Origin of the sequence: Streptomyces sp. NPDC014656 (assembly GCF_043084305.1) — a bacterium.
GTDB lineage: Bacteria > Actinomycetota > Actinomycetes > Streptomycetales > Streptomycetaceae > Streptomyces.
On record NZ_JBIBZN010000003.1, the window covers coordinates 381122 to 397247 of the forward strand.

Annotated in this window: 13 protein-coding genes; 1 reads left to right on the forward strand and 12 read right to left on the reverse strand. The window is 74.1% G+C overall.

Going from position 1 to position 16126, the window contains the following annotated elements:
- Positions 1-223: 223 nt before the first annotated feature.
- From ACF1ED_RS09045 to ACF1ED_RS09100, 12 genes are all read right to left on the reverse strand, one after another.
- Positions 224-2998, reverse strand: coding sequence for an AAA family ATPase (locus tag ACF1ED_RS09045; protein WP_391758121.1), 2775 nt, complete (start codon positions 2996-2998; stop codon positions 224-226).
- Between the two features lie 186 nt (positions 2999-3184).
- Positions 3185-3400 carry an MbtH family protein gene (locus tag ACF1ED_RS09050; RefSeq protein WP_391758122.1) on the reverse strand — a complete coding sequence of 72 codons (216 nt, stop codon included), beginning with the start codon at positions 3398-3400 and terminating at the stop codon, positions 3185-3187.
- Positions 3401-3479: 79 nt separating this feature from the next.
- Positions 3480-4781 (reverse strand): L-lysine 6-transaminase, encoded by a 1302-nt coding sequence (gene lat, locus ACF1ED_RS09055; protein ID WP_391758124.1) that lies wholly within the window; start codon positions 4779-4781, stop codon positions 3480-3482.
- A gap of 6 nt (positions 4782-4787) precedes the next feature.
- Positions 4788-5432 carry an HAD family hydrolase gene (locus ACF1ED_RS09060; RefSeq protein ID WP_391758126.1) on the reverse strand — a complete coding sequence of 215 codons (645 nt, stop codon included), beginning with the start codon at positions 5430-5432 and terminating at the stop codon, positions 4788-4790.
- Positions 5432-6322 (reverse strand): SDR family oxidoreductase, encoded by an 891-nt coding sequence (locus tag ACF1ED_RS09065; RefSeq protein WP_391758128.1) that lies wholly within the window; start codon positions 6320-6322, stop codon positions 5432-5434. The genes ACF1ED_RS09060 and ACF1ED_RS09065 overlap by 1 nt, the downstream gene beginning before the upstream one ends.
- Complete coding sequence (locus ACF1ED_RS09070) at positions 6322-6996, reverse strand: RraA family protein (RefSeq protein WP_391758129.1); 675 nt, start codon at positions 6994-6996, stop codon at positions 6322-6324. The genes ACF1ED_RS09065 and ACF1ED_RS09070 overlap by 1 nt, the downstream gene beginning before the upstream one ends.
- Entirely contained in the window at positions 6972-8933 is a 1962-nt protein-coding gene (locus tag ACF1ED_RS09075) for a transketolase C-terminal domain-containing protein (protein WP_391758131.1), read from the reverse strand. The genes ACF1ED_RS09070 and ACF1ED_RS09075 overlap by 25 nt, the downstream gene beginning before the upstream one ends.
- 26 nt (positions 8934-8959) lie before the next feature.
- A complete protein-coding gene (locus ACF1ED_RS09080; RefSeq protein WP_391758133.1) occupies positions 8960-9769 on the reverse strand; it encodes an SDR family oxidoreductase in 810 nt (269 codons plus the stop codon).
- A complete protein-coding gene (locus ACF1ED_RS09085) occupies positions 9753-10820 on the reverse strand; it encodes an N-acetylneuraminate synthase family protein (protein WP_391758135.1) in 1068 nt (355 codons plus the stop codon). Before ACF1ED_RS09085 ends, ACF1ED_RS09080 begins: the two co-directional genes overlap by 17 nt.
- A 5-nt stretch (positions 10821-10825) precedes the next feature.
- A complete protein-coding gene (locus tag ACF1ED_RS09090; protein ID WP_391758137.1) occupies positions 10826-12154 on the reverse strand; it encodes a PLP-dependent aminotransferase family protein in 1329 nt (442 codons plus the stop codon).
- Positions 12154-13260 carry an alpha-hydroxy acid oxidase gene (locus tag ACF1ED_RS09095; RefSeq protein ID WP_391758139.1) on the reverse strand — a complete coding sequence of 369 codons (1107 nt, stop codon included), beginning with the start codon at positions 13258-13260 and terminating at the stop codon, positions 12154-12156. Before ACF1ED_RS09095 ends, ACF1ED_RS09090 begins: the two co-directional genes overlap by 1 nt.
- Positions 13257-14270 (reverse strand): VOC family protein, encoded by a 1014-nt coding sequence (locus tag ACF1ED_RS09100; protein ID WP_391758141.1) that lies wholly within the window; start codon positions 14268-14270, stop codon positions 13257-13259. Before ACF1ED_RS09100 ends, ACF1ED_RS09095 begins: the two co-directional genes overlap by 4 nt.
- Before the next feature lie 220 nt (positions 14271-14490).
- Here ACF1ED_RS09100 and ACF1ED_RS09105 point away from each other — a divergent pair.
- Positions 14491-16126, forward strand: a 1636-nt coding sequence (locus ACF1ED_RS09105; RefSeq protein WP_391758143.1) for an AMP-binding protein, incomplete at its 3' end; no start/stop codon positions are given.

Sequence of the window (16126 nt, forward strand, 5' to 3'; positions counted from 1 at the left end):
CAGCTACGCAGCGACCTCATATCTACCCAACCCGATCGGCTCTGTCCAGAGAGCGTCGAATCCGAAGTGACCGGGAGGGCGCGGCGGGAAGCGACGAAGGGATTGACGGCGGGTTCCGAGAAGGATTCCGAGCCATTCTGTCGAAATATCGTCGGCGGAAAGGAAAACGGCGGCGGGAACGGCGCGCGGCCGCCGTCCCCCGCCCGGCCGGGGCCTCCCGGGCTCAGTGCCGGCCCGCGTCGGTGAGGTCCCCCTGCGCCGGGCCGCCCAGCAGCGGCGGCAGGTCCGCCCGCCGGCTGATGCGCAGCTTCCGGTACGTGCGGGTCAGGTGCTGCTCGACCGTGCTGACCGTGACGTGCAGCCCCTCGGCTATCTCCCGGTTGGAGCAGCCGACCGCGGCCATCGCGGCCACCCGGCGCTCGGCCTCGGTGAGCCCGTCCCCGCCGTCGGGCCGGGCCGGCACCGCCGTGGGGCTCTCCAGCGCCAGGCCCCTGACCAGCGCCTCGGCGTGGCAGTCGGCGGCCACGATCACGGCGCGGCGCTCGGCCGCGGCGGCGCGCCGGAACTCGCCCAGGGTGCGGTAGGCGCGGGCCAGGTCGGCGAAGGCCAGGGCGAGTTCGTACCGGTCGCCGTCGTCGGACTGCAGCAGTTCGGCCGCCCGGCGCAACAGCGCCGGCCGGTGCGCCGGCGCTCCGGCTCCGGCGAGGACGCGGGTCGCCGCGCCGCGGACCCGGTTCGGCATCACGGGGAACAGGGCGGCCTGCTCCTCCAGCATCCGCCGGGCGTCGTCCGGCCGGCCGAGGCCCAGGTACACCTCGGCCACGTCGGTGCGCCACGGGATGAGGCCGGGCGTGTCCATCCCCCAGCGGCGCAGCGTGGCACCGCACCGGCGCAGGTCCTCCAGGGCCATCTCCAGGTGCCCGGTGGCCAGCCCGAACCGCGCCCGCGCGTGGAGGTAGTGCATGCCGTAGCGGGTGTCGGACATCGCCTCCGGCACGCGGTGGTCGAGGTAGGTCTGGGCCTCGTCGTAGCGGCCCATCGCGGTGGTGGCCAGGACCAGGGTGCTCAGCGGGGCGCCGACGGTCACCCCCCAGCTGATCGCCGGCAGGGTGGCGAGCGCCTCGGCCGCGTACCGCCGGGCGTCGACGAGGTCGCCCCGGCGCAGGGCCGTCTCGGCCCGCACCGCGCCGAGCCGGGCCTGTCTGCCCGGCAGCCGGCGCGCCCGGGCGCGGTCCAGGATGACGTCGCACCAGTGGGCCGCGCGCTCGGCCCGCCCGCTGTAGGCGAGGGCGAGGAGGGCGCTTTCGACGGTCTCGGTGGAGAGTTCGTCGGGCCGGGTGCCGTGGAGGACCCGCTGTGCCACGCCGACCGGTTCCGGGTGGGGCCCTTCGGAGAGCACGGCGGCCAGCGCGGACACGGCCTGGAGCCTGCGGTCGGCGCTCACCGAGTGGGTGGGGGGCCGGCCGGCGGCGGGCCGCGGGCCGAGCGCGGCGAGGAAGGACGGGTAGGCGTGCCGCAGCCGGCGCCGGGTGATCTGCAGTTCGGTGGCGGTCTCCGGGTCCGTCGGCCGCCCGGAGGCGGCCAGCCGGCCGAGGACCTCCTGGGCCTGTTCGAAGCGGCCGTGCCAGAGCAGCGCCCGTACCAGCGTCAGCGCGTCGGCGCTCCGCAGGCGGCCCTCGCGCAGCGCCTCGACGAGCTCGCCGAGCCGGCCGCCGGACACCCCGGGGTTGATGCTCCACTCGGCCCTGACCAGGGCGGCGGTGAGGCGCGCCCGCCGGTGCGGGTCCGCGCAGATCAGCCGGGCCAGCCGGAGGCAGTCCACGGCCCGGTCGGCGGCGCCCTCGCGCAGGGCGTGGCCGGCGGCGTCCTCCAGGGCGGGCAGGGCCCACGGCTCCGCCGGCGCGCCGCCGGCGGCCGGCGCTCCGGCCCGGAGCAGGTGGTCGGCGATCGTCCCGGTGCCGGCGCCGCGTTCGTGGGCGAGGACGGCCGCCCGGGCGTGCAGCCGGGCGAGGTCGGCGGCCTCGATCGCGCCGGTCACCGCCTCTCGGGCGGCGTCGTGGCGGAATCCGTCCATGGTGAGCAGTCCGCCGGCGATCAGCGCGTGCACCGCCTCGGTGGTGCGGGAGGGGCCGAGGCCGATCAGGGCGTCCAGGTCCTCCAGGTCGGCCGGCGTGCCGAGCACCGCGTAGCCGCTCAGCACCCGGGTCATGTCCGGGCAGCCGCGGCGCAGGCAGGACAGGACGGCCTCGCGGTAGCGCGGGCCCGCCTCGTCGCCGCCGAGGTGGTCGCGGACCAGCGCCTCGACGAGCAGCGGGTTGCCTCCGCCGGCGGCGTACCAGTCGGCGGACCGGGCCTCGGCGACGGTCTCGCCGAGGTGCTGGGCGATCAGCCGCCGGACGCCCGCCGGGGACAGCCGGGTCACCTCGACCCGGTGGCAGTGGGGCTGTCTCAGCAGGTCGGCCCCGAAGCGGAAGTCGGTGTCGCAGCCGTGGCCGCTGTGGGTGAACACCGCGAGCACCCGGGCGCTGTTCAGCCGCCGGGCCAGGTAGGCCAGGCAGGTCAGCGAGGCCGGGTCGGCCCGTTCGACGTCGTCGACGGCGAGGTACAGCGGGCGGCGTTCGGCCAGGTCCAGCAGGACGGCGCAGAGCCCGTGCACGATGCCGGCGTCCACCGGCGCCCCGGGGTCCGGGTGCCGGGCGGCGCGCCCGCCGTCCTCGATGAGCGCCACGGCCCGTGCCCGGTCCGCGGGGTCCAGCGGCGCGGCGTCGACGAGCTGCCGCATCACTCCCAGGGTCAGGTGCCGCTCGTCCTCGGATCCCAGCGCCGTCAGCGCGAGCATGCCCAGGGCCGGGGCCCGGTCGGCGAAATCGTGCACCAGTACGCTCTTGCCGGCCGCCACCGGTCCGGAGACCAGGACGGCGCGTCCGTGCCCGCCCCGCGCCTTTGCCGCCAGTGCGGTCAGCAGCGCCGACTGCGCCTCGCGCTCCACCAGTTCCACCGCGAACTCCTCCCGTAGGTCAGTAGGGGGAAGACCATTACGGTCACCGACGCGAGTCATGTTTCCGGCCGGGCGCATCGACCGGCTATCAGGGCGCTATCGGCTGTCGCGGAGGGGGAAAAGACGACGGCCAGGGGGCACCCCGCGAGGCGGGGCGATCCCTGGCCGTGTTCCGGCGCGGGTGCTTCAGCCGCTCCGGCGCATCGCGTCGACCAGGCTCTTGGGGCGCATGTCGACCCAGTTCTCGTTCACGTAGTCCAGGCAGTTCTGCCGGGTCGTGCTCGGCAGGACGACGGTCCAGCCGGCCGGGACCTCCGCGAAATCCGGCCACAATGAATACTGCAGTTCCGCATTGACCAGAACGCAGTAGGAAGCACTTTCATCCTCGAACGGATTACTCATGAGCCGTCGCACTCCTTTTTCGCTTCCGGAATTCAAAGCCGCCCGTATTCTGGCCGCGGCCGTCGGCGGCTGACAACCCCTACGACCCCGTACCCGAAGGGGCCGTCGAGCTGAGGACCGCGTCCACGGCGGCGACCGCCCGCTCCAGTTCGCCGAGCCCGATGGTCAGGGCCGGGCGGAAACGGACGGCGCGCGGCCCGCCGGGCAGCAGCAGGACCCGGTGCTCGCGGCGCAGGCGGTCCAGGACCTCCTTGCGCAGCGCCGGGTCCGGCAGGTCGAAGGCCCACATCAGGCCCAGGCCCCGCACGCCGCTCACGAGCGCCGGGTGGGCGGCGGCCAGGTCGGCGAGCAGCTTGCCCAGGTGGGCGCCCTTGGTCTCGGCGGCCTCCACGAGGCCGTCCCGTTCGATGATCTCCAGGATGCGGGTGGCGCGGACCATGTCCGCGGTGTTGCCGCCCCAGGTGGATCCGAGGCGGTCCGGCACGGCCAGGGCGCCGTCGGGCACCTGGTCCACCCGGCCGCCCGCCATCACGCCGCAGACCTGGGTCTTCTTGCCGAAGGCGACCACGTCCGGGGCGAGGCCGAGCCGTTGGTAGGTCCACGGCGCGCCGGAGACGCCGCAGCCGGTCTGCACCTCGTCGAGGACGAAGAGCACGTCGTGCGCGTGGCAGAGGTCCTGCATGCGCAGCAGGAACTCCCTGCCGAGGTGCCGGTCGCCGCCGGCTCCCTGGACCGGCTCGGCGATGAAGCAGGCGATCCGGTCGCCGCGCTCCTCCAGGTGCCGGCGCGCGACCTCGACCGCCGCGCGTTCGGCGCCGGGCCCGGGCACCGGGACGCGCGGCCAGCTCCACGCCGGGAAGCGCGCGGTCACGGTCGGCGAGGTGTTCGTCAGGCTCAGCGTGTAGCCGCTGCGCCCGTGGAAGGCGCCCTCCATGTGCAGGACTTCGAGGGGTGCCGCCGGGTCGGCGCGCGGGCGCCGGTCCCGCCAGTCGAAGGCCACCTTGAGGGCGTTCTCCACCGCGAGGGCTCCGCCGTCGATGAAGAAGAGGTGCGGCAGCCGGGGGTCGCCGAGCACCCGGCTGAACGCCGCCGCGAACCGCGCGTACTGCGCGGTGTAGATGTCGGAGTTGGTCACCTTGTGCAGGGCGGCCCGGGTGAGTTCGGCCAGGAAGGCCGGGTCGCCGGTCATGCCCGGGTGGTTCATGCCCAGGGGCAGGGAGCCGTAGAAGGTGAGCAGGTCCAGGTACTCCTCGCCGCCGCGCGCGTCGACGAGCGTGCTGCCGCGGCTGCGTTCCAGGTCGAGGACGAGGTCCAGGCCGTCCATCAGGACGTGCCGGGACAGTTCCTCCAGGGCGTTGTCCGCCGTGATCTCCAATGTCACACCTCGTCACGCCTCGTGGCGCCGGTAGCGCCGCAGGTCCAGTTCGCTCAGGCTCGACAGCACCGCGTCGGCGCCGGCCACGCCGGGTGCCCCGGCGGGTTCCCAGGGCACCGCCACGCAGCGTATGCGGGCGGCGCGGGCGGCGCGGACCCCCGGCGGGGAGTCCTCGACGGCCAGCGCGTCGCCGGCGCCGACCCCGGCGCGGGCCAGCGCGTGCAGGTAGAGGTCCGGTGCCGGCTTGTGCCGGTCGGTGTCGTCGCCGGTCACCAGGAAGGCGAAGCGGTCCCGCAGGCCGAGGCGTCGCAGGTGCCCCTCCACCCAGGCGGCCGGGCTGCTGGACACGATCGCGGCGCCCTCGGCGGTGTCCAGCAGCCGCTCCGCGCCGGGGCGGGCCGGGGCGGCGGCGCACCGGGCGGCGCGCCGCTCGCGCTGCCAGGCCCATTCGTCGTCGCCGACCGGCCGGCCCAGCCGGGAGGCCAGGTCGGCCAGGGCGACCCGGGCCCCGGCGGAGTTGCCGACCATCCGGTCCCGTACGCCGTCGTCGAGGGGCACCCCGAGCCGGTCGTAGAGGTCCCGCCAGGCCAGCAGCGCGGCCCGTTCGGTGTCGCACACGACCCCGTCGAAGTCGAGCAGCAGGAACGGCAGGGGCATCAGTGGTCCACCGGTCCCCGGTCGGCGGCGGTGAACCGGGCGCAGTAGCGGGCGAGGGCGTCGGTCCAGTGGGGCATGGCGTGGACGAAGGCGGCCGCGCGGGTGCTGTCCAGGCGGGAGTCGCGCGGCCGGCCGCCGACGAATCCGGCGTCGTCCATGGACATCGGCACGGGGTGGGCGGTGCCGAGGCGTTCGGCGAGGGCCATGCCCACCTGGTACCAGCTGGCCCGGCCCCGGTTGGCGATGTGCAGCAGCCCGCGCACGGCGAGGGCGCCGGGCAGCAGTCCCACGAGCGCGGACGCCAGGTCGGGGAGGTAGGTCGGGCTGCTGAACTGGTCGTCGATCAGCCGTGGCCGGCCGCCGTCGAGGAACTCGCGGGCGGCGGCGAGCACCTGGTCGAGGCGCGGGTCGGTGCCGCCGTACAGCCAGGAGGTGCGCACGACGAGGTGGTCGGGGACGGCCTCGACGATCCGTTCGCCGGCGAGTTTGCTCAGGCCGTACACGCTGACCGGGTCGGGGATGTCGTCCTCGTTGTACCCGGCGGGCCCGGGGGCCCGTCCGTCGAAGACGTAGTCGCTGGAGATGTAGACGAGCCGGCTGCCGTGGCGCCGGCAGGCGTCGGCGACGTGGTGGGTGCCGCCGACGTTGACGCGCAGGGCGGGTCCGGGGTTCCGTTCGCAGGAGTCCACGACCGCGTTGGCGGCGGTGTGCACGACCACGTCGGGGCGGAAGTCGGCGATCGAGTCGCGGACGGCGGCCTCGTCGCCGATGTCGAAGTCGGCGAGGGAGACGCCGAGGACGGGCCAGTCGGCGGTCTCCGGGCGGGTCGCGAGTTCGTGGCGCAGCGCGGTGCCGAGCATGCCGTCGGCGCCGGTGACGTAGACGCGCATCACAGGTGTCCGAACTCGGCGATCAGTTCGGCGACGGAGAGGCCGGAGGCGATCTTGTCGCGGATCACCCGTTCCCTGTCGATGTTCATCCGGGTGCGTTCGAGCACGGTCGCGGCGTCCTCGCGCGGGACGACGGCGATGCCGTTCTCGTCGGCGACCACGATGTCCCCGGGGTTGATCACCTGGCCGTCGATCACGACCGGGACGTTCACCTGGACCGGTTCGGTGCGGTCGTGGACGGCGGTCGGGGAGGGCCGGGGGACGGTGCTTCGGTACCAGACCGGGAAGTCCAGGTCGCGGATCTCGTCGACGTCGCGGATGGCGCCGTCGACGATGCCGGCGGCCAGTCCGATCTGCTTCGAGAGGGTGGACATCAGGCCCCCCCACATGGCGGTGCGGGTGGTGCCGTGGCAGGCGACCACGACGACGTCGCCGGGCCGGGCGCGGGTGAGCACCGGCATGCAGTCGACGAGGTCGTCGATCGAGAGGTTGACGGTGAGCGCCGGTCCGGCGATCTTGTGGTGGTGCTTGACGGGGAGCAGCCCGCCGATCGCGCCGACCCGCCGGCGCGCGTCGGTGACGAGGCAGCTGGGGCTGTACTCGGCGAGCACCGCGCGGAAGGCCTCGACGAGCTCCTCGGGCGGGCGGTTCAGTTCGTTGCGGACAGTTTCCACGGTGTGTCTCCCGTCGGTTCGGTGGTGCGGCCGCGGCCGAGGACGTCCGCGCCGATCAGTTGGGCCAGGTGGGGTGCGTCCATGCCGTGGGCGGCGAGGACTTCCGCGTCGGTGCCGCAGCGCGGCACGTCGGTGAGGCCGATGCCGCGGAAGGAGGCGCCGTCCCAGGTGCCGGTCTCCAGCAGCTGCCGGGCGATCAGGTCGGCCTGGCCGCCGCTGCCGTACTGGTGCTCGACCACGAAGGCGTGGCGGATGCCGGTGAGCAGCTCGTCCAGCCACGTCGGGTCGATCCGGTTGTGCCAGGGCAGGTCCACCACGGTCAGTTCGACGCCCTCGGCGGCGAGGAGGCCGGCGGCGCCGAGGAGCTGGGCGAGGACCACCGGTCCGGCGCCGAAGGCGACCGCGTCGCGGCCGGCCCGCAGGACGTGTCCCCGGCCGGGCACCAGGGGCGCGGGCGGCAGCCCGGCCAGTTCGGCGGGGACCACCTGGCTGGACAGCCGCAGGTAGACGCTGTCCTCGCTGGTCCGGCAGTAGTCCAGGACGGCGGCCAGCTGGGCCGGGTGGGAGGGTTCCAGGACGGTCAGCCCGGGGACGGCGCTCAGCGCCGACACGTCGCGGACGGCCTGGTGCGAGTGGCCGGGGCCTGCGGGCAGGAGTCCGGCGAGCGAGCCGACGTAGACCACGGGCCGCCGCTCGGTGGCGTTGTTGTAGATGTGCTCGTTGGGCCGGGCGTGCAGGAAGCAGGAGAAGGAGTGGGCGAAGGGCCGCAGGCCGCCCGCCGCGAGGCCGCCCGCCATCGAGACCATGTCCTGTTCGGCGATGCCGCATTCGACGAACCGGTCCGGGTGGGCGTCGCGGAAGGGGATGAGCCCGGTGTCGAGCACCAGGTCGCCGTCGAGCGCGACGATCCGCGGATCCTCGTGCGCCGCTTCGGTGAGCAGCCGCCCGTACAGCTCGGGCAGCCGCGTCCCGGCCGGTTTCGCCGGCAGGTCCAGGGTGAGCGTCTCCGGCCGGAGGGGCGCGAGGCCGTGGCGGCGGAGCAGTTCGTCGGCGGTGGCCGTCAGCTCCCGGAGCGCGGCGTCGTGGTCCTCCGGGGCGGGGGCGCCGCTGTGGTGGCGGTAGCGCCATTCGCCGGGGGCCATCGAGGTCGCGGCGAAGGTGGGGCAGCCGCCGCCCTTCACCGTGTCGGCGATGATCACGACGGGCCGCCCGGGGTGCTCCCCGGCGCGCTGGGCGAAGGCCTTCTCCAGCTGCCGGGGGTCGTGGCCGTCGCAGTGCAGCACGCCCCAGCCGGCGGCGGTGAACTTGCCGGTCAGGTCGCCGAGGTCGCTGACGTCGGCGACGTACGTGTCGGACTGGAGGCGGTTGTGGTCGACGACCACGGTCAGTTCGCCCATCCCGTACCGCGCGGCGCCGGGCAGCGCCTCCCAGTTCTGGCCCTCCTGCAGTTCGCCGTCGCCGGTCATCACCACCACCCGGGAGGTCCGGCCGGCCAGGCGGTGGGCGAGGACCAGGCCCTTCGCCTTGGAGATGCCCATGCCCAGGGAGCCGGTGTTGAAGGGCATGCCGGGGGTGCCGGTGTCGGGGTGTCCGGGCAGTCCGTCGATCCGCCGCAGCCGGTGCAGCAGGTCCTCGTCGAGCCGTCCGAGGGCGATCATCGCGGCGTACAGGCCGGGCGCGTCGTGGCCCTTCGACGAGAAGTACACGTCGCCGCCGTCCTCGAAAGGCCGGTCCAGTTCCTCCAGCAGCAGCCAGCTGACCGCGTCGGCGGCGCTGAAGCTGGACCCGATGTGTCCCGACCCGGCGCGGGAGATCATGTAGAGGGTGTTGATCCGGGACATCGCCGCGAAGGCGAGGGCCCGGTCGTACGGGTCGTCGACGTGTCCCAGGACGCGCGCGAACTCGGTGCGCGGGATCCAGGCCAGGGACCTGTCCATGGCTTCTCCTCGAAGGTGGGTCGGGGTCACCAGCAGCCGAACCCGCCGTCCACGGCGAGTTCGGTGCCGGTGACGTAGCGGCTCAGGTCGGAGGCGAGGAACAGCAGCGGTCCGGTGAGGTCCTCGGCGCGGGCCATCCGCCGCAGCGGCACGCGGGCGTCGAACTTCGCCCGGAACACGGGGTCCTGCGCGCCGAGCACACCGCCCGGCGACAGGGTGTTGACCCGTACTCCGGCCGGTCCCCACAGCGCCGCGAGGTAGCGGGTGAGGGCGGCGACGCCGGCCTTGGACATGCCGTACGCGGGCGGTTTCAGGAACGGCGGCTCCACCGGCAGGTGCTCGTACATCCGCGGGTCGGGGGCGAGGGCCCCGTACATCGAGCCGATGTTGACGATCGAGCCGCGGCCGCGCCGGGCCATCCGCGAGCCGAACACCTGGCACATCCGCAGGGTCCCCTGGGCGTTGACGGCGAGGACGCCGCCGGACACCTCGTCCGGGATGTCCTCGAAGCGCCAGCCGGTGCCCTCGGCCGACGGCGGGCTGTCGACGCCGGCGTTGTTGACCAGGACGTCCGGTTCGCCGGCCAGGTCGAGGCAGGCGTCGAGCGCGCGGCGCAGCCCGGCGGTATCGGTGACGTCCGCGACGAGCGTGGTGAACCGTTTCGGGTCGTGCGCGTCCAGCACCGCGCCCAGCTCCGGCCCGCCGGTCTCCCGCACGTCCAGTCCCACCACGTGGGCGCCGGCGCCCAGCAGGGCGTCCACCCACACCGCGCCGAGCCGGCCGTGGACCCCGGTCACGACGGCGACCGAGCCGGTCAGGTCAATCGCGGCCGGCATCGGCGTCCGCCAGCGCGTCCAGGGTGATGTCGGCGTCGGCGGCCAGCGGCCGGGCGAGCGGGCGGCCCACCACGTCGGCGAGCCGGTCGGGGGTCAGCCCGTCGCCCGGCGACTTGATCGCCACGTCCTCCAGGGTGAGGCGGTGGCCGGCCGGCAGGTCCCGGTGGGCGACCAGCTTCTTGCCCATCTTGGCCATCGCGGGCCGTTCGCCGTCCAGGACCTCCTTCTCCCGGCTGCCGAGGGAGCGCCGCACCCGGCGCAGTCCGTCGACGAGTTCGGCGAGGTCGGGCTGCTCCATCGAGAAGGCGTGGTCGCTGCCGGGGGCGGTGCGGTCGAGGGTGACGTGCTTCTCCACCACCCGGGCGCCCAGGGCGTACGCGGTCCAGGCGGCCCACGGGCCCAGGTCGTGCCCGGAGAAGCCGATCACCGTCTCCGGGAACTCGGCCCGGTAGGCGTCCAGCACCGAGAGGTTCAGCACCTCCGGCTCGGCCGGGTACATCGCCGTGCACTGGAGCAGCGCCAGGTCGGGGTTGATGGGCAGGACGGTGCCGCAGGCGCGCCGCACGGCCTCCATGTCGGCGCCGCCGGTGCTCACGATCAGCGGCTTGCCCGCCTTCGCCGCGTAGGCGAGGAGGGGCGTGTTCCTGATGTCCCCGGACGCGATCTTGATCGCCGGGACCCCCAGCTCGGCCAGGAAGTCGACGCTGGCGAAGTCGAAGGCGGTCGCCATGAAGTCGACGCCCAGCTCGGCCGACAGCTGCTGGAGGTGGGTGTACTCGGCGGCGCCGAACTCCAGGAACTCGCGGTGCGCGCCGTACGTCGGGCCGAAGCTGTTGCGCCCCGTGTAGGGGGAGTCGAACATCGCCCGGGTGAACAGGGAGCGGTTGTCCCGCTTCTGCAGTTTGACCGCACTGGCGCCGGCCGCGGCGGCCTGCCGCACCAGCTCCTCCGCCTTGCCCAGGTCGCCCTCGTGGTTGTGGCCGATCTCGGCGATCACATAGGCGTCGGTCTCGTCGGAGATCGTCCGACCGTTTACCGTCAGCGCTCTCATGGTTCTCAGGTCCTCTCCAGAAGATCGGTCACCAGCGAAGCGAACCGGTCCAGACCGAGGTCGATCTCCTCCGGCGTGAGCGAGCTGCAGGACAGCCGCAGTTGTCGCAGGCCGCCCCCCGCCGCGTAGAAGTGGTGCATGGGCGTCCAGATGACCTTGTGCCGCGCGGCCGAGTGGGCGAGCAGCTCGTCGTCGGCGGTGAACGGCACCGTGACGACCAGGAAGAAGCCGCCGTCCGGGCGGTTCCAGGTGACGGGCGACGGCGCCGGGAAGCGCGCGGCGAGCCCGTCGAGCAGGTGGCGCAGCCGCCGGCCGTACCGCGCGGTGGCCTCCCCGTTGGCCTCGCGCAGCGCGAAGCCGCTCTCCAGCAGCCTGCCGCCGATGACCGCCTGGGCGATCGGCGGGGTGTTGACCGTGATCATGCTCTTGATCTTCGAGAGCTCGTCGGCGAGGGTGCCGACGGTCTCCCCGTCCCGGACGACCGGCTGGTCCGCCACCACGTACCCGATGCGGGCGCCGGGCAGGGCGGTCTTGGCGTACGAGCCGAGGTAGACGACCCGGCGGCCCCCGTCCATCGACTTGAGCGTCGGCTTCGGGGGGATCCCGTCGCCGAAGAAGCCGTACGGGTTGTCCTCGACGAGCAGGATGTCCAGTTCGGCGGCGAGGTCGAGGAGCCGGCGCCGGGTCGGCACGTCCAGGCTGAGCCCGGTGGGGTTGGCGAAGTCGGGCACCAGGTAGCAGGCGCGGGGCCGCAGTCCGGCCTCGCGCGCCCCCCGCACCTTGGCGGCCAGGTCGGCCAGGTCGATCCCGTCGCCGCCGCTGTCGACGGGCACGACCGGGAGGTCGACCAGCCGGGCGGCGCCGGTGATGCCCACGTAGGCCGGCGAGGTGGTGAGGAGCACGTCGCGGTCGTCGGCGCGCAGCGCCCGCAGCACCAGGACCATGGCCTCCTGGCAGCCGACGGTCACCACGATCGACTCCGGGTCGGCGTGGATCGACTCGTCGGTGGCGAGGTTGCGGGCCACCAGGTCCTGGATCACCCCCTTCGTCCTGCCGTACTGGTAGAGCCGCTTGCGGGCCGCCTCCGCGCCGCCGGGCGTGCCCTCGGCGACGTGCGCGGTCCAGGTGCGCAGGTACCGGTGGACGTCCTCGATCGCGAAGTCGCCCGGGTCGGGCCGGCCGGCGGCGAAGGACACCGCGTCCGGGTACCGCTCGGAGACCTCGTTCAGCAGGTTCATGGACAGCAGCGCCGGGTCGGACAGCGAGCCGTGCAGGTCGGCCAGGTCCATCACCGCCCCGGGCCGTGCCGTCCGGGCGTGGGACGGTTCGGTCATCACGCCTCCCGTTCGTTCGCGCCGGGTGCCCAGCGCACGCCCAGCCGTCCGGCCGCGGCCACGTCCGGCGCGCCTGCCAGGGCCATCGCCGCCTCCAGTTCGGTGCGCAGCAGTTCCAGCGCCCCGGTCACCCCCGGCTCGCCGCCGGAGGCCAGGGCCCACAGGACCGGCCGGCCGAGCAGCACCCCGGACGCGCCGAGGGCGAGCGCGCGCAGCACGTCGGTGCCGCCGCGCACCCCGCTGTCCAGGAGCAGTTCGCACGCGTCGCCGACCTCGTCCCGGATCCCGGCCAGGGCCAGGAGGCTGGGGACGGCGCCGTCGAGCTGCCGGCCGCCGTGGTTGGAGACCACCAGGCCGTCCGCGCCGAGGTCCACCGCGCGCCGGGCGTCCGCCGGGTCGAGGACTCCCTTGAGCACCAGGGGCAGTCGCGTCCGCCGCCGCACCCACTCCAGGTCGGACCAGGAGAGGGTGGGGTCGATGACGGCGGCGGCGTGCCCGCCGACGCTCTGTCCGGCGCCGTGCTGCGCGGCGGCGAGGTTGACCGGTGCGGCGTGGGCCGGTACGGCGAACCCGTTGCGCAGGTCGCGCAGGCGGCGGCCCATGAAGGGCACGTCGACGGTGAGGAACAGGGCGCGGGCGCCGAGCCGTTCGGCCTCGTCGATCAGCCGTTCGGTGCGGTTCCGGTCGCGCAGCCAGTACAGCTGGAAGAACAGTTCGCCGCCGGCGACGGCCAGTTCGTCCAGGGGGCGGGCGGCGAGGGTCGCCGCCGTGAAGGGGACGCCGGCCGCGGCGGCGGCGCGGGCGACCCCCTCTTCGCCGTCCGGGTGCACCAGCGTGTGGAAGGCCATCGGCGCCACGGCGACGGGCAGCGACGCCGGCGCGCCCAGCAGGGTGGTCGTGGTGTCGGCGGCGGCCGTCCCGGACAGCACGCGCGGCACGAGGTGGCAGCGGTCGAAGGCGGCCCGGTTGGCGCCGAGCGTCGACTCGTGGCCGCTTCCGCCGGCCACGAAGTCGTAGACCTCGGGCGCCAGCACGGCGCGGGCCCGGTCCTCCAGGTCGTCGAGGGTGAGCGGATCCGCCACCGGGGCGGCCCGCCCGCCGGTCACGCCCGGTCCTGTCGCTCGACCGCCTCGTACAGCTTGCGGATGTTGTTGCTGCCGAAGGTGGTCGCGCCGCGGCGCTCGATGATCTCCATGAAGAGGGTGCGGCGCGGGTGCTCGGACCGGGTGAAGATCTGGAACAGCTCGCCGTCGTGGTCCCGGTCGGCGAGCACGCTGTACTTGCGGAGCTCCGCCACCGCGTGGCCGGACCCGCCGAGCCGCTCCTCCAGGTCCTCGTAGTACGAGTCGGGGGTGACCAGGAAGCGGACGCCGGCGCTGCCGAGGTCGGCCACCGCGTCCACGACGTCCGGCACCGCGAAGGCCAGGTGCTGCACGCCGCTGCCGCCGTGCTTCTTCAGGAAGTCGTCGATCTGGCCCGGGACGGCCCCGGTCATGGGCTGTAGCAGCGTCAGCGTCACGCCGCCGCCGGGGCTCTGCACCACCTTGGACTGCATGGCCTGCGCGCCGACGTGGATGTCCTCCTCGAACACCACCCGCCAGCCCAGCACCCGGGCGTAGAACTCGACGGTCGGGTCCAGTTCGCCGTTCTCCAGGCAGATCGCGACGTGGTCGACGCACAGCAGGTGGCTCCTGGCCGGCGCCACGGTGCCCTCCGCGCGGTCCGCGGCGGGCACCGGGGTGATGCCGGGCAGCGACCAGGGCGCGCCGGCGGGCCGGCTGACGAAGGTGTGCGTCACGTCGCCGAAGGCTTCGAGGACCGTGGGGTCCGGCGCGTCCACGCTGAGGGCGATGCCGCTCACGCCGTCGCCGTGCCGGGCGGTGTAGAGGGTGGACGGGTGCTCGTCGGTGCGGCCCTCCAGCAGCACCAGGACGACGTCCCGCTGCCGTACCGCCACGGCGGTGAACTCCTCGGTGTCCCCGGCGGCGATCACCTCGAAGCCGTAGCGCTCGACGAACTCGGCCGCCCGGGCTCGGGCGTCACCGACGGAGAGGGTGATGTGGTCGATGCCGGCGTCGACGGCGTGCTGATTTCTGGAATGGGGTGCGGACGACACGAATTCCCCCAGGGCTCGATAATCGGTTTCAACGACGGGAAGAAGAATTTCCGATCCCGGTACCGCGACGAAATGGACGCTAAGGACGGGCGTCGGGGAATGTCAACGAAACCCTGCCGGCAGGTGCCTGACAGTACGGAACACACCTGTCCGCACCTGGGTGCCGAGGGTGCCCCTATGGGGTCCATAGGGGTTGCCCCGCCTGTCGCCACGGGTGAATATGCGTGCGATCGCAGCTGCGGAAAAGGAGCGGTACGTGCTGATTCATCAGGCACTCGACGAACGCGCGGCACAATACGGCGACCATATTGCGCTGATAGACGGTGACGGCCCGGTCACCTATTCCCGGCTGGTCGCGGAGGCCGATTCCCATGCCGCCGCGCTGGCCGGGGCGGGGGTGGGACCGGGCTGTCTGGTACCGGTGCGCATCGGCCGCTCGGCCCGGATGGCGACCCTGCTGCTGGCCGTGCTGAAGACGGGTGCGGCCTACTGCCCCATCGACGTGAAATGGCCGGACGAACGGGTCCGCGAACTGCTGCGCCTGCTGCGGGCACCGGTGTTCGTCACGGACACCCCGCTCGCCGGCGCACCCTGCTGGACCCCGCCGGCCGTGCCGGCGCCCCGGTCGTGGAAGGTCCCGGACGGCATCGGGCCGGACGACCCGGCCTGCGTCTTCTTCACCTCCGGCAGCACCGGCACCCCCAAGGGGGTGGTGACACCGCACCGGGCCGTGCTGCGGCTCTTCGGCTCCGGCCCCCTCGCGGCCTTCGGTCCCGGCCGGGTGCTGCCCCAGCTCTCCCCGGTCGGCTGGGACGCCTGCGGCCTGGAGCTGTGGGGCATGCTCGCCCGCGGCGGCACCGTGGTGCTGCCGGACGAGGACCACCTGCTGCCAGACGCCCTGCGCGAGCTGATCGCCCGGCACGGGGTGAACACCCTCGTCCTGGTCGCGTCCGTGGTGAACCTGCTGGTGCGGCTGGACCCCGACTGCTTCCGCGGGGTCGACCTGATGTTCATCGGCGGGGAGCGGCTGGCGCCCGAGCCGGTGCGCGAGCTGCTGCTCCGCCACCCGGACACCACCGTGCACAACTGCTACGGCCCGGTGGAGAGCTTCGCCTTCGCCACCACGCACCGCATCCGGCCCGAGGACTGCGACCGGCCGCACGGCGTGCCCATCGGCCGGCCGGTGCCCGGCACCGAGGTCCACCTGATCGACGGCGAGCTGTGCGTCGCGGGCGCCGGGCTGGCCCGGGGGTACCTGCACGACCCGGAGCGCACCGCCGAGCGGTTCGTCACCGTCGACGTCGGGGGCGTGCCCACGCGGGTCTACCGCACCGGCGACCGCGCGGAGCGCGACGCCGACGGCGTGCTGCACTTCCTCGGGCGCGCCGACCGGCAGGTGAAGATCCGCGGCTACCGCGTGGAACTGGGCGAGGTGGAGAGCCGCGCCGCGGACCGCGCCGGCGTGCGCGACTGCGTGGCGGTCGCCCTGCCCGGCCGCGGCGGCGCGTACGAACGCCTGGGCCTGGCCTTCACCGGCGACGCGGACCCCGACCGGGTGCGCGCGGAGCTGCGCGACCGGCTCCCCGGCCATCTGGTGCCCGATGTGGTGCGCCGCCTCGACGCACTCCCCCACAACGCCAACGGCAAGGTCGACCATCGAGCGGTGACGGAGCTGCTGCGCGTCCCGACCCCAGGAAAGCGGCTGACGATGACCACGTACACCGAGACCACCCCCGCCCGCACCGACTCCGCCGGGACCACCGGGACCACCGGGACCACCGGGACCACCGGGACCACCGGGACCACCGGGACCACCGGGACCACCGGGACCACCGGGACCACCGGGACCACCGGGA

Bases quoted from the DNA above. Each gene is read 5' to 3' on its own strand.
- ACF1ED_RS09080 (WP_391758133.1), bottom strand. From the start codon at position 9,769: ATGCCGGCCGCGATTGACCTGACCGGCTCGGTCGCCGTCGTGACCGGG.
- ACF1ED_RS09065 (WP_391758128.1), bottom strand. From the start codon at position 6,322: ATGCGCGTCTACGTCACCGGCGCCGACGGCATGCTCGGCACCGCGCTG.
- ACF1ED_RS09060 (WP_391758126.1), bottom strand. From the start codon at position 5,432: ATGCCCCTGCCGTTCCTGCTGCTCGACTTCGACGGGGTCGTGTGCGAC.
- ACF1ED_RS09075 (WP_391758131.1), bottom strand. From the start codon at position 8,933: ATGGACAGGTCCCTGGCCTGGATCCCGCGCACCGAGTTCGCGCGCGTC.
- ACF1ED_RS09090 (WP_391758137.1), bottom strand. From the start codon at position 12,154: ATGACCGAACCGTCCCACGCCCGGACGGCACGGCCCGGGGCGGTGATG.
- ACF1ED_RS09085 (WP_391758135.1), bottom strand. From the start codon at position 10,820: ATGAGAGCGCTGACGGTAAACGGTCGGACGATCTCCGACGAGACCGAC.
- ACF1ED_RS09050 (WP_391758122.1), bottom strand. From the start codon at position 3,400: ATGAGTAATCCGTTCGAGGATGAAAGTGCTTCCTACTGCGTTCTGGTC.